Source organism: Rothia sp. P4278 (assembly GCF_048512945.1).
Classification (GTDB): Bacteria; Actinomycetota; Actinomycetes; order Actinomycetales; family Micrococcaceae; genus Rothia.
On sequence record NZ_JBLXXU010000002.1, the window covers coordinates 456,591 to 470,070 of the forward strand.

General features: G+C 56.7%; 12 protein-coding genes. 2 read left to right on the top strand and 10 right to left on the bottom strand.

Features of this window, described 5'->3' with window-relative positions; genetic code table 11:
* Positions 1-40: 40 nt before the first annotated feature.
* The 4 genes from pstB to pstS form a co-directional block, all read right to left on the bottom strand.
* Positions 41-820: a phosphate ABC transporter ATP-binding protein PstB gene (pstB, locus tag ACN085_RS06165; protein ID WP_419099033.1), complete on the bottom strand. Its 780-nt coding sequence runs from the start codon at positions 818-820 to the stop codon at positions 41-43.
* A 57-nt stretch (positions 821-877) separates the two neighbouring features.
* Complete coding sequence (gene pstA / locus ACN085_RS06170; RefSeq protein ID WP_419110927.1) at positions 878-1,975, bottom strand: phosphate ABC transporter permease PstA; 1,098 nt, start codon at positions 1,973-1,975, stop codon at positions 878-880.
* Entirely contained in the window at positions 1,975-2,943 is a 969-nt protein-coding gene (pstC, locus tag ACN085_RS06175; protein ID WP_419099031.1) for a phosphate ABC transporter permease subunit PstC, read from the bottom strand. The genes pstA and pstC overlap by 1 nt, the downstream gene beginning before the upstream one ends.
* Positions 2,944-3,029: 86 nt before the next feature.
* Positions 3,030-4,133, bottom strand: a complete 1,104-nt coding sequence (gene pstS, locus ACN085_RS06180; RefSeq protein WP_419110928.1) for a phosphate ABC transporter substrate-binding protein PstS — start codon at positions 4,131-4,133, stop codon at positions 3,030-3,032.
* Between the two features lie 222 nt (positions 4,134-4,355).
* On the opposite strand from pstS, the gene ACN085_RS06185 reads away from it, so the two are divergent.
* The gene (locus ACN085_RS06185) at positions 4,356-5,789 is read left to right on the top strand and encodes an FUSC family protein (protein ID WP_419110929.1); all 1,434 of its coding nucleotides are present in this window, start codon (positions 4,356-4,358) and stop codon (positions 5,787-5,789) included.
* Positions 5,790-6,013: 224 nt separating this feature from the next.
* Here ACN085_RS06185 and radA read toward each other — a convergent pair whose 3' ends face one another.
* From radA to ACN085_RS06200, 3 genes are all read right to left on the bottom strand, one after another.
* Positions 6,014-7,423, bottom strand: coding sequence for a DNA repair protein RadA (gene radA / locus ACN085_RS06190; RefSeq protein WP_419110930.1), 1,410 nt, complete (start codon positions 7,421-7,423; stop codon positions 6,014-6,016).
* A gap of 74 nt (positions 7,424-7,497) precedes the next feature.
* Positions 7,498-8,565, bottom strand: coding sequence for a DNA integrity scanning diadenylate cyclase DisA (gene disA, locus ACN085_RS06195; protein ID WP_419110931.1), 1,068 nt, complete (start codon positions 8,563-8,565; stop codon positions 7,498-7,500).
* 94 nt (positions 8,566-8,659) lie between these two features.
* A complete protein-coding gene (locus ACN085_RS06200) occupies positions 8,660-9,469 on the bottom strand; it encodes a hypothetical protein (protein ID WP_419110932.1) in 810 nt (269 codons plus the stop codon).
* A gap of 87 nt (positions 9,470-9,556) precedes the next feature.
* On the opposite strand from ACN085_RS06200, the gene ACN085_RS06205 reads away from it, so the two are divergent.
* The gene (locus ACN085_RS06205; protein WP_419110933.1) at positions 9,557-10,522 is read left to right on the top strand and encodes an A/G-specific adenine glycosylase; all 966 of its coding nucleotides are present in this window, start codon (positions 9,557-9,559) and stop codon (positions 10,520-10,522) included.
* A gap of 132 nt (positions 10,523-10,654) precedes the next feature.
* Here ACN085_RS06205 and ACN085_RS06210 read toward each other — a convergent pair whose 3' ends face one another.
* The 3 genes from ACN085_RS06210 to ACN085_RS06220 form a co-directional block, all read right to left on the bottom strand.
* A complete protein-coding gene (locus ACN085_RS06210) occupies positions 10,655-11,161 on the bottom strand; it encodes an amino-acid N-acetyltransferase (protein ID WP_419099024.1) in 507 nt (168 codons plus the stop codon).
* Positions 11,162-11,436: 275 nt separating this feature from the next.
* Entirely contained in the window at positions 11,437-12,318 is an 882-nt protein-coding gene (locus tag ACN085_RS06215) for a hypothetical protein (protein ID WP_419110934.1), read from the bottom strand.
* A complete protein-coding gene (locus ACN085_RS06220; protein ID WP_419110935.1) occupies positions 12,311-13,405 on the bottom strand; it encodes a type IV toxin-antitoxin system AbiEi family antitoxin in 1,095 nt (364 codons plus the stop codon). The genes ACN085_RS06215 and ACN085_RS06220 overlap by 8 nt, the downstream gene beginning before the upstream one ends.
* Between the last annotated feature and the right edge of the window lie 75 nt (positions 13,406-13,480).

Here is a 13,480-nt window from a genome sequence, read left to right on the forward strand (position 1 = left end):
GAACCCAGCTCCCGTCTGGGAGCTGGGCTTCTTTTATTTTTTAGCCGAAACGGCCTGAGACGTAATCCTCGGTGGACTTTTCTCGGGGGTTGTTGAAGATTTCCTGGGTGGGGGCATATTCAATGAGCTTGCCCGGTTTACCCGTTCCCGCAATGTTGAAGAAGGCGGTCTTGTCTGAGACGCGAGCGGCCTGCTGCATATTGTGGGTCACGATCACCACGGTGAACTCTTCTTTCAGCTCATTGATAAGATCCTCCACGGCCAGTGTAGAGATAGGGTCCAGGGCGGAGCAGGGCTCGTCCATCAGGATTACATCAGGTTTGACCGCTATGGAGCGGGCAATGCACAGGCGCTGCTGCTGACCGCCCGACAGGCCGGAACCCGGCTTATCTAGACGATCCTTAACCTCCTTCCAGAGGTTAGCACCGCGCAACGAGCTCTCAACCAGCTCATCGGCGTCACTCCTAGAAATTTTGCGGTTGTTGAGCCTGACCCCTGCTAAGACGTTTTCACGGATTGACATGGTGGGGAAGGGGTTAGGCCGCTGGAAAACCATGCCGATCTGCGAGCGCACGGTCACGGGGTCTACTCCCTTGCCGTAGAGGTCGTCCCCGTCGAGCAGGACCTTGCCTTCGACCCGGGCGCCGGGGATAACTTCGTGCATGCGGTTGAGGGTGCGCAGGAAGGTTGACTTGCCACAGCCGGAGGGGCCGATGAAGGCGGTCACTGTTCGTGGCTCAATGGCCATGGTGATATCTTCTACCGCGAGAAAGTCACCGTAGTACACGTTCAGGTTTTCAACGTCGATACGCTTTGACATGTGTTTTCCTTTTTCAAGATGAAGTCTCTAAAGAGGGAGGCCGCTCGGGCCGGGTGCTTAACGCCCGGTCTTGGGGGCGAAGAATTTGGCGATAAGGCGGGCTGTTAGGTTCAGGATCATCACAATCAGAATCAGAATCAGTGCCGCCGCCCAGGCGCGGGTCTCGGAAACTCCGGCTGCGGTGGGGCTGGTCGGTGACATGATCTGGTAGTAGATGTAGGTGGGTAGTGTGGCCATCCAGCCGCCCAGGGCGTTCCAGTTGATGGAGGTGACGAAGCCTGCGGTTACCAGAATCGGGGCGGTTTCACCGATAACTCGGGCGATAGCCAGGGTGACACCGGATGCGATACCTGAGATTGCGGTAGGGATGACGACTTTCATGATGGTTCGCCATTTACGCACGCCCAGCGCGTAGGCCGCTTCACGCAGTTCGTTGGGCACGATTCGGAGCATTTCTTCGGCGTTACGAACTACGGTGGGAATCATGAGCACCGATAGCGCTACCGCAGCGACCAGACCCATACGGTTCATAGGGTCACCCGAGATAAGGGCGAAGAAAGAGGCGGCAAAAAGACCGGCCACGATTGAGGGGATACCCGTCATAACGTCCACGAAGAAGGTAATTGCTTTGGACAACCATTTACCCTGGCCGTATTCAACCAGGTAGATAGCGGTTAGTAGGCCAATCGGCACAGAGATCACGGTGGCAAGCAGGGTGATCTCTAAGGTGCCAAGGATGGCGTGGTAGATACCGCCCAGTACCGGTCCGGTGCCCTCGGCTGCCGCGTTGTCGTGGACGCCGGTGACGCCCTTCATGGATGTACTCAGGAAGTTACCGGAGAGGCCGGGGATGCCCCGGGCGAGTACGGTGTAGAGAACCGACACCAGGGGTAGCAGAGCTAGAAGGAAGGTGCCATAGACCAGGTAGCTGGCAAAGGCGTCCTGACCCTTTCGTTTGCCTTCAATGGAGCCTAGGGCTAGTGGCCCGGCCAGGACAAAGATGAGCGCGGAGAAAACAGCGAAGGTTGCTATGGAGAAACCCATGAGGGAGCTGGCTGCAGCGCCCAGGATAAGAGCGCCCAGACCAACAGCCGGAGCAAGCCAGCGGGGGGCCTGGCGGCTGGTAAAGCGGGATTTGCTGCTAGCTACAGACATTAGTTAGCTCCTGAGAAGTCCTTGTAGCGGGACACAATCATGCGGGCCATGATATTGACCATGAGGGTGATGACGAAGAGCACCATACCGGCGGCAATCAGCTCTGACATGCGTAGCCCGTAGGCTTCGGGGAAGTTCAGGGCGATTTCCGAGGCGAAGGTTTGGTTACCTGAGGTGATGAGTGAAGCGGTCAGTGGGCCGGAGGCTAGTACCAGGGTCACAGCCATGGTTTCGCCCAGGGCGCGACCTAGGGCTAGCATGACCGATGAGATGATGCCGCCGCGGGCAAAAGGAAGGACCGTCATCCGTATCATTTCCCAGCGAGTTGCACCTAGCCCCAGGGCGGCTTCCTGTTGCAGGAGCGGGGTCTGAACAAAAATCTCACGGCACATGGAGGTGATGATGGGCAGAATCATGATGCCCAGCACGATGCCCGCGGTCAGGATGGTTTTACCGGTCTGCGAGGCGGGACCGGCAAAGATGGGCAGGAAACCACAGTAGGTTGCTAGCCAGTCGTAGAAAGGAACAATCTTGGGCGCTAGCACCGAGGCGCCCCAGGCACCGAAGATAACGGAGGGGATAGCTGCTAGCAGGTCAATGACGTAGCCGATGCTCTGGGCCAGCTTACGCGGGGCGTAGTGGGAGATAAAGAGCGCTACACCAATACCGATAGGGGTGGCAAGGAGTAGGGCGATAGCCGAGGCAATCAGTGTGCCGATAGCCAGCGGCCCGATGTACTGAACAAAACTACCGCTGGGCAGTTCAGCCGGGTCAGAGGTGAAGACCGGTAGAGCCTGAGCCACCAGGAAGATAGCAACAGCTGCAAGAACGACTAGGATTAGGACACCCGCACCCAGGGAAATACCCGAGAAAATTTTGTCGGCCGCTGGGTTGCCGACAGCGGGCAGGTCTTGAGTTTTCGCGCGGCCACCTGCTGGGCCATGCTGCGATACTTCGGTAGTTGACATAGTAATTGATTTGAGCCTTTGGCCTTGTCTTACTGGGACGGTGCGGCTAGTTATCACAACTAGCCGCACCGTTGGCGGGGTGAGAGTTACTTAGTAACGGTGATGGACTCGACTGCCTTCTGGGCATCAGTGCTCAGCGCCGATGTCAGAGGGGCAGATGAGGCTGCGTCTGCGGCGTCCTTCTGGCCCTGCTCGCTGACGACGTAGCTCTCGTAGGCCTTGACTAGGCTTGCCTTGTCCTCATCTGAGTAGCCGGAGCAGACGATGTGGTAGGAGACCAGGACTACGGGGTAGGCCGTGGGGTCTTCGGGGGTGCGGTTGACCTGGATTGCCATGTCCTTCTCGTTCATGCCGCCTACCCGCTCTGAAAGTTCAACGGCTTTTGCGGCAGTCTCTGCGGAGAGCTCAACGTAATCATCGCCGACCTTGACGTTTACCTTGCCGAGGTTGCCGATAGCGGAGGCATCAGCGTAGGTGATAGCGCCCTCGGTAGATGAGGTGGTGGAGACAACACCGGAGGTGCCCTTGTTAGATTCGCCGGAGTACTGGGAGGGCCAGTTACCGTCTGCTTCTACGTCCCAGGCGCCGTTGGAGGCGGCTTGCAGGTACTCGGTGAAGTTCTCGGTGGTACCGGAGTCATCGGAGCGGTGTACCACGGTGATCTTGGTGTCGGGCAGGGTGACGCCCTCGTTCTGGGAGGCGATAGCTGCATCCTTCCAGGTGGTGATTTCACCCTTGAAAATTTTGGCCATGGTTTCGCCATCGAGGTTGAGGGAGTCAATGCCGGGCAGGTTGAAGGCAATAGCAACGGGTGAGATGTAGACCGGGATGTTGATTGCGCCGTCGGGGCCGCAGACTTCCTTGGATTTTTCCCACTCTTCGGTCTTGAGGGCGCGGTCGGAGCCTGCGAAAGCGGCGCCACCAGCCAGAAAGGCCTCACGGCCAGCACCGGAGCCATCGGGTGAGTACTGGACGGTACCGCCGATGTTGGCGAAGCCGGTTTCCCAGGCGGTGATGGCTGCCTGCTGTGAGGATGCGCCAACACCGGTCAGGGCGCTTGAGGGGAGGGAGGACGAGCTACCACCGGCGCTGGAGCCGGTTCCGGTTGCGTTATCTGAGCCGCAAGCGGTGAGGGCGAGTGCGCCAACAAATGCAAGTGAGCTCCAGCGAGCGAGTGACTTAGCCTTCACGGTATGAGGATCCTTTGGTTTGTGTGCTCTCTTGTGCCGACCGTGTTTGAGTGGGGCCGACAACCGTTGAACAGTTGGTCAGGTATCTAACGTCTACGACTTTAGGGAGCTTAGGTAGCAGGTGGGCTAGCACTGAGTAAACGGTGGGTGAACAGAGGGCGCACAGTGGGCGTTAAGACTGGGAAGGTGGGGTGGTGATGGGCTCCTACTAGAATGGTAGGCATGTGTTTTGGTCAGCAGGTTAGTGTCATCAGGAAGAAGGCAGCGCACCGGGGTCGCCTGGGTGTGATTCGTATGAGGGAGGGGTTCTTCCAGTCCCTTCAGATTGTGGTCTCTGGTATTGGCGCTTATCTCTTTGCTGAGCAAGTTCTGGGCCATAGGCAACCGATTTTTGCCGCGACCGCTGCAATTGTGTCGCTGGGCTATATCACGGGTGCTACGCATGCCCGCCGTATCCTTGAGGTTTCTTTTGGGGTGACGCTGGGTATTTTGATGGGTGACCTCATGATGATAGTTCTGGGTCAAGGGATTTGGCAGGCTGGCTTAGTGATGTTCCTGTCGATTATGTTGGCCCGGTTCTTGGATAACGGGATTCTTTTTACTATTCAGATGGGTTTGCAGTCTTGCCTGGTTGTCTTGCTACCACCTAATGCGGACGGGCCTTTTGGCCGCAGTCTTGACGGGATTGTGGGTGGCTTGTGCGCTTTCTTGTTGATGTTTCTCTTCCCTAAGGATCCGCGCAGAACTCCGCGTGAGAACGCCCGCAAGTTGATGAGTGCTTTTGCCTCTGTTTTCCGTGATGCTGGGACGGCAATGGAGCATTATGACGGTAAGGAAGCCTGGTATGCACTGGGTAGTGCCCGTAGGCTTCAGCCTCTCTATACCACCTGTGAGAAGGACATTATTACCTCTAAGGGGATGGCTCAGTTGGCCTGGACCGGTCGGTCACACATGAAAGAGCTGGAAGGCTATAGTCAGGTTCTAAGCAAGATTGACTATGCGATCCGTAATACCCGGGTGCTTAATCGTCGTATGGCTTCGACCATTAATAACGTGCAGATTTCGCATCGGGCAATTAGCTCAATTGCCCAGGCCCTTACCCACATTGGTGATGCTATCGGGATTTTAGGTGAAGGTATGTCTGCGCCGGAGGCTAAAACCCGTTCAGCCTGCATGATGCAGGCACGCCAGAATTTGTCGCTCTTAGCGGGGCGGTTAGAGCCACACATGATGGGTGTTCAGAGTATGGAGGCGGAAGCCCTGGTTTTAATGTTGCGCCCGCTGGTGGTGGATCTTTTGGAGGCCTCGGGGCTGACTCATGCGGAGGCGGAGTCTATGCTGGTTCCGCTGGGTGATTCTATGACTGAGCACGCTCCGACTACCAGTATGATTCCGGTTCAGCCTAGCCCCTTGAAATCGGCTCAGCAGCCCTTGGTTGAGGAAAAGCACCGGGCCGATACGCAACAGCTTACTATTGTTTTGCGGGCTAAGGACCGGGCTTCTGCACGGTCTGGTAGGCAGGAGCCTACGGGGCCACAGGCAACTGTGAAGGTGGCTCCAGAGCTGACGGCTGGCCTTGCCCGCGTGGAGAAACAGCAGGAGCTAAATACCCAGCAGCTAGCCCTTATTGAGCAGAATATTGAGACCGAGAAGTAGGTTCCCCAGCTCGGTATCGTGCCCACTAGCTGATGCGGGGCTGGTCTTCTAGGGCAGTTGCCCAGCTCGGTATCGTGCCCGCTAACTGGCTCGGGGCTGGCGTTTAAGGGAAGTTAGCGGGCATGATACCGAGCAAAGCCCAGTGTAAGTCCCTGCCAACTGGCTCGGGGCTGGCGTTTAAGGGATCTTGGCAGGCACCAGTACTGGGCAGAATATCACGATAACTAATTCCCAGCGTTGGGAAAGAGCAGGGCCAGGGCCTCCCCCAGCGATGCCACTTCGCGCACCGATACGCCGGCGGGGACGTCGCCCACACCTGCCGGGGATGCAGGAACAATGACGTGGGTGAAGCCCAGGCGTCCTACTTCTGCAATGCGTTGGCGGATGCCCGGTACGGCTCTGACTTCACCGGCTAGACCTACTTCTCCGAAGACTGCAAGTTTGCGTGGGAGTGGTTTGTCTTGGGCGGCTGAGGCGAGGGCTATGACGCAGGCGAGGTCTGCGGAGGGCTCGGAGATTTTGGCGCCACCTACGGTTGAGATGTAACAGTCGAGTTTTCCCACGCTGAAGCCGGCTCGTTTTTGGAGGACGGCGAGCAGCATAGAGATGCGGGAGCTATCTAGGCCGCTGGTTGCTCGGCGGGGCTGGGGTGTTGCGCTTTGGTCGAGGAGGGCTTGGACTTCTGCTAGGAGGGGGCGGCGGCCTTCCATGGTGACAGTGACGCAGGTTCCGGCCACCGGGTGGGGGGTGCGGGAGACGAAGAGGCCGGAGGGATCGGTGACGGGTGCTATGCCGTCTTCGTGCATGTCGAAGCAGCCGACTTCGTCGGTGGGGCCGAAGCGGTTTTTGATGGCGCGGAGCATGCGGATGTGGGAGTGTTTGTCGCCTTCGAATTGGCAGACGACATCGACCAGGTGTTCTAGGAGGCGGGGGCCGGCGATGGTGCCTTCTTTGGTGACGTGCCCGACCAGGAGAGTGCACATGTTGCGGCGTTTGGCGGCGGCGATGATGCTGGCGGCGACTTCTCGCACCTGGGTTACGCCGCCTGCGCTCCCCTCAACGTCTGTGGAGGCTAGGGTTTGCACGGAGTCAATGATGAGCAGGTCAGGGCTAACCTGTTCGATGTGGGCGAGGGCTGTGCCGAGGTCTGTTTCGCTGGTGAGGTAGAGGGTGTCGGCGAGTGCGCCGATGCGGTCGGCGCGGAGTTTGACCTGGGCGGCGGATTCTTCGCCGGTGATGTAGAGGACGTTGTGTGCTTTGCCGGTGGCTTTGCCGCGGGCGAAGGTGGCAGCTACATCGAGTAGGAGGGTGGATTTACCGACGCCGGGTTCACCAGCCATGAGGATGACTGCGCCGGGGACGAGCCCGCCGCCGAGGACCCTGTCGAATTCGGGGTTGCAGGTGCTCATATATTGGGCGACGGTGGAGTCGACTGCCCCGATGGGTTGTGCGGGGGTTTGGACGCTGGAGGCTACGGTGGTTTTGGCGGCGATGGCACCGGTGGCGGCTTCTTCGACGGTGCCCCAGGACTGGCATTCGCCGCAGCGGCCTACCCATTTAGCGGTGGTCCAGCCGCATTCGGTGCACCGGTAGGCATTGGTGGAGCGGGAGCGGGTGTTTTTTCGGGTAGCCATAGTCACAGCATAAAGCCGGGGGCTGACATTTTAGGTGTGACTTAGCTACCGGCTGACCGGTGCGGGGTGGAGACCTACATGAACCGTTCGAGCAGGGAACTTTCTGCCATGCGGGAGAGTGATTCGCGGATGACGCGTGCTCTTTGTTCCCCGATTCCTTCTACGGCGCGTAGGTCATCGAGGCTGGCGGCCATGAGGGATTGGAGGCCGTCAAAGCGGTCTACTAGGCGGTCTGCGACTGCTCCGGGCATTGTTTTGATTCCTGCTAGTAGGCGGTGTCCGTGGGGATGTAGGGAGGCGCTGAGTTCTTCGCCAAGTCCCACGGTGCGGGCGATAACGAGTAAGTCAACGATTTCTTTGTCGTTGAGCTCTTGCAGGGCAGCTACGGCTTTTTGGAGCTCTTCGGGGGTGATGTCTGCGGGCAGGTAGTCACGGAGCACGACCCAGCTTTCGGGCAGGTCGTGGGTGGCTAGTTCTTCGAGCTGGAGGGCGACCAGTCGGCCTACATCGCCCAGTTCTACAACATAGTGCCCGGCTTCTACTGCGATGCGTCGCACCATTTCCATACGCTGGAGGGTGCTGGCTACGTCGCGCAGGGTTACGTTGGCTTCGATTTCGAGGGAGGAAAGCTGGTGGAGCACCTGTTCTAGGCGTTCGGTGTAGCTGTCGAGGGTTCTGATGGCCTGGTTGGCGCGGCTCATCAGAGATTGGGCGTCTTCGACCGTGTAGCGGATTCCTTCGGTGTAGACCGAGATCAGTGACATGGAGGCGCTGACTGCGATAACGGGGAATCCTGTTTGTTTGGCGACTCGTTCGGCGGTGCGGTGGCGGGTGCCGGATTCGTTGGTGTCGATAGAGGGGTCGGGTAGGAGCTGGACCCCTGCTGCTAATAGGGTTGAGGCATCGCGGTCGCAGATGATGGCACCGTCCATTTTGGCGAGTTCGCGCACGCGGGTTGCCGAGAATTCGGTGTTGATGACGAAGCCGCCTGAGGACATGTGGGCAACGGTCTTGTCATTGCCCAGCACGATGAGGGCACCGGTACGACCGCGTAGGATACGTTCGAGCCCCTCGCGTAGCTCCGTACCGGGGGCAATCTGGGCGATTGTTTTCAGCAGGGAATCACTATAAACCGTTAGCACCCCACCTATTTTAGTGCACCCGACTGTTTCCTGCCTTAAAGACCGGTGCCCCGGCAGAGTATGCCGGGGCACCGGAAGAGAAAACCCTTAGGGTTTAGCCGGTGACGATGATGCGGATGGGCTGTGAGGCTACACCGTTGACACTTGCGGTTGCCCAGTAGTGGCCGGGCTGGATGGTTGCGGTGGTGTTGCAGCCGAGGACATTCAGTGAGCGGTTCCAGGTCAGCGGGGTGGTGTTGGTGGCACCGGCCGCGACTTCGGCGTCTGCAACGGGGTTAGCGTAGCACTGAGCGTAGTTGTAGACCTGGGCGGGGCCGGAGGTGATGTTGACATCCACGTTGTTAGCGCCACCGGTAACGATGCAGGGGTTACCTGATGTGTTGGTGTAGGTTACAGCGAGTGCGGGGTTCTGGCCTGCGGCGTAGGTTGGGCTATCAGAGGTGATGCTGACCTGTAGGTCTGCTGCGGTGCAGGCAGCTGCTACAGCGGGGGCCTCGCTGGGTTCAGCAGAAGGTGTGGCTTCAGCGTCCTCACTGGCTTCATCAGAGGGCTTAGCTGACTCCTGATCAGACTCTTCCTCTGCCTTCTTGCTGGCTTCATCTGACGCTGAGCTGTCATCGGCTTTGGCGCTTTCAGAAGCGGAGCTTTCGTCCGATTTTGCGCTCTCAGAAGCAGATGCTGATTCGCTAGGACGCTCGCTAAAATCGCTAAAGGCTGCGGCGCTGGTAGAAGCGCTAGCGGCGGTTGAGGCGCTCTCGGTGTTCTTTCCGCGACCGGCCAGCAGGCTGATGAGCCCGATAATCAAGAGCAGGATAAAAACAAGAACGAGCAGGGCGACAATGCGGCGGCGGCGGTAGATTTCGGGTGAAACCTCTTCTACCGGTGAATCAAGGTTTTCAGACATACCTCTAGACTACCGTCTTCTAGGCCAAGATAGGAGCTTTTAAGCCCCTATTAGGGGGTTAAGTCAATCGTGTTTTAGAGTGTTGGGGTGTCTTTTACTCTGCCTCTGAGCGGTTTAGCTCCACAGGACCTCAACGCTCTTCATGCCCGCATCAATTCCTGGTACTTAGAGAACCGGCGTGATTTGCCCTGGCGCACCGGTGAGAACTCTTCCTGGGAGGTCATGGTCAGCGAATTTATGCTGCAGCAGACCCCTGTCAAGCGGGTACTGCCGGTCTGGGAAGTATGGCTGGATCGCTGGCCCACCCCTGCTGATTTGGCGGCTGAGGATTCCGCGGAGGCAGTACGCGCTTGGGGGCGTCTGGGCTACCCGCGCCGCGCTTTGCGTCTGCACGCTGCCGCTCAGGCTATTGTTGAGCGCCACGGAGGCCAGGTACCCAGCACCTATGATGAGCTGCTTGACCTTCCCGGTGTGGGTTCCTATACGGCGGCGGCTATTTCTGTGTTTGCTTTTGGCAACCGGGCTACGGTGATTGACACCAATATCCGCAGGATTCACGCCCGCTTGGTCTCGGGTAGAGCTTTACCGGGGCCTTCTCTCACGGCAGCTGAAACCCGGCTAGCCGACGAGCTCATGCCCGCTGATACCCCTACTTCTTGCCTGTGGAATGTATCGGTGATGGAGTTGGGTGCTCTTATCTGCACTGCTAAGTCACCGGATTGCGCTTCCTGCCCCGTGGCTGATGCTTGTGCCTGGGTGGCCGCAGGAAAACCGGAGGCTGACTACCAGCCTAAGGGTCAGGCCTGGGCTGGGACCGACCGCCAGTTGCGGGGTGCCATGCTGGGTGTACTCCGTGCGGCCCTAGCCCCGGTTCCCTCGCGTTTACTCACTGCACCGGGCCAGCTTGATTTTGTGGTGCCCACCGAGCTGGTTCCTGCCGTAGAAAAATTACAGAAGCTCTCCCCCACCTCTGAGCAGGTAGAACGGTGCTACTTGGGGCTAGTCGCTGATGGTCTCGCCAAGGAACACAGCGGGGGCTTGATATCGCTCTAGGTTGCTAAGAACCGGGAACAGAGACAGCCACCCCTGCCAGTACTAGCAGTTGAGTACAAAAGTCAGAAGAAACTTTCTATACCTTCGAGTCATTTGCTGACTGCTGCGGCCAACATTTTGATAGGTCTTGGCTCAGAGGGAGATAATCATGCGGGTATTGCCCAGAGTATTGGGCTTGACCCGAGCCAGGTCCAAGAACTCAGCCACACCCTCATCGTGTGAACGCAGGAGCTGCATGTAGGTTTCTGGATCAAGCTCTTCCTGGTTCTCCATCACCCTAAAGCCCAATCGCCCAAAGAAGTCCACCTCAAAGGTCAAACAGAAGACACTCTCCACACCCAAATCCCGGGCACGCTCTAGCAGATTTGAGACCAAAGCAGCACCCACTCCCCTGCCCCGGGCAGCGGGGTCGGTAGCTAAAGTCCTCACTTCAGCAAGGTTTCGCCAGATCACATGGAGCGCACCGCAGCCGAGCATCTGCCCGTCTTCGGTCTCAGCCACCACAAACTCCTGGATTGCCTCGTAGTAGGCAACGTCCTCCTTATCAAGGAGGATACCCTCAAGAGCTAGGGGGCGTACAAGCGCCTGAATATTTGCCACATCGTCCACGGTAGCCCGGCGTACACGGAAAGAAGTCATACCCCCAGGCTACTGCCCCATGAGCCAGGTTAAAAATAAATCAGCCCCCGTTCCACCTATTGGTGAGGGGGCTGATTTACATCATTACACACACATACACACAAGAGTTTTCTTGTCCTGAACGGTCCTACGCACTAAGACCATTTGCTTCAGGGGCTCTGTCGAACCGTATGACTTAAGTATTGACCACTAGCCTTGAGCCAAGTCCTTAAAGACCTGGGCGCTAGCTGAAAGGTTGGTCAAGCTTTGGCATCTTTCCCACCCCACTAGCCCTATTACATCTCCAAAAGGTCACGGCTCGCTAAAAATGCTTCCGAGAAACAGTCAAAACGCTCTCTGTACTCGTGCTCAAAGATACTCCCGGCTGAGATGCTCCTCTTCCGGCAGACTCTTTCGAACTCTGCCTGCACTCCCTCGTCACTCAGTATTTCCTGGCATCGACTCAAGGCAAGCCCCCTAAAGTCTCTGCTCAGCCGGTCAGAGATGAGCTTCACCGAAGCTTTTTGGCTGTCGTAATCACACTCTTCAAGGTAAGGTCTCCCCTCACCTGAGTTAAAAATATTTTTTTCTTCTAGCTTTACCCCAGCTTCTAGAAGTTTGTGGAAGTCCTCAGCATCTTTATCGCCGTATATTTCATGCCGTATACCCCACGCAATAATCTTTAAGCCCAGCATACAATGAAGAGGAGGGATCTTGACAGCAAAGCCCTCTTGCACCTCCCAAGGCACAGCAACCCCAAAAGACTCAGCTTGCCCGGTGACATCCCATTGTTTTTCTCCATGTTTATAAATTCCATCCTGAACAAACTGACCAAAGGGAAGGATATCTACTTCCACGCCCCCGTCCATGATCCTACACAGCACAGATCTCTCTGATGAGGAGCCTTGCCCCGCCCCAGCCCCACTCTGCCGTCCAATGAGCTCGAGTTTCTCGAGGAAATCCTCCTCTGCAGTAACCGCAACGCTAAAGTCAACATCTTGAGTACTGCGATAGGGCTTTAACTTAGCCTCCAAAAGATAATGGTCGCGCACATAGGCGCCAATCATCATGTAGTTTCCTCGCCCCAGAACCTCATCCAACTTCTGAATGCGCGAGGCAAGGTAGGCGAAGACCTCCTCAGGCTTATCCTCTCTAAAGTTCTTAAAGAGTTCAGCCATCACGGCCTACCAACTTCTGCGCAATTTCTACCTGCCGGGAGTCCCCGCTTTCCAAGGCGTCAGCATAAACGAGAAGGTCGGGGGCAATCCCGTCCGGAGTCAAAATATCCTGCTCCCAAAAAATCTCACGTAGCTCCGTGTTCCCTGAGGCCGACGCCCTTAACCGGTAGGCAACAGTAATGTCCTTCCAGGGTGGGGAGCCATAAAATAAAGTCTCCAGAGGGGCAATCTCGCCTGTCTTGAGGGAAAGCGCATTTTCGCCTCCAAGCACAGCACCAGGAACTCTTCCGGCGACCACTTCTTTTCGCCATTCTTGAGGGTCCAGCCCAGTAACCAGACGAGTCTTCAAAGACGGCTTCAGAGTAGATATATAGTGCTCGACCCACCGTCTTTGCAGTTCCCTCCGCCGATGTAATCGGCGTTCTCTTCCTATGAAGGTCAAGTACCCACCGGCCTCAAGCGCTCTCAAAGTAGCAGAAACAGTCCCGACCGAGACTCGGGCAGCTTGCGCAATTTTGATAACGGTCCAGTTAAGTGCATTTGGCTTCACCAACAATACAAACAGGACCTTCAGCCCACCAACAGAAAAAGCACGGCTTATCTCAACAGGTTTTGCCCCAGGCCGATTCTTTTCACCCTCATGAGATGAAAAGTTGAGAGGTAACTTTTTGCCTTCAACCGACAAATAGACCCCTCGCCCCTTAATGAGCAAGTTACCTGCACGGTCAATAAAATTTACTCCAGCTGAAGCCCAGTGATCACGTTCCAGCGCTGACATTACCTTACGGACAACAAATAGGGCTGATGGGCCCCTATACTTCAAGGCCTCCTCAAGAGTTACCACAGCATGAGGGACTAAGGGAACAGCAGGAGCACCCTCAAACCTGAGTAGTATCATCTGTTCTCGAGCCCGAGAAAAGCTCCTCACAGAAGCCCTATCATCAAGCAAGGAGCTAAAGTATACAATAAGGTTCTCGATATCAACAACTTTATTCATATGAACCATATGATTCATTCTAGCTGAAAATTTTGAAGTGCTGAAAATTTTTGACATATATAAATATATAAATATATAATTATCAGCCAATGATTTTAGGTAAACGTCAAAGCTACTAAAAACCGCCCTGCGGCTCCCCTCTCAGGGCGCAGGGCGGCTTCTTAG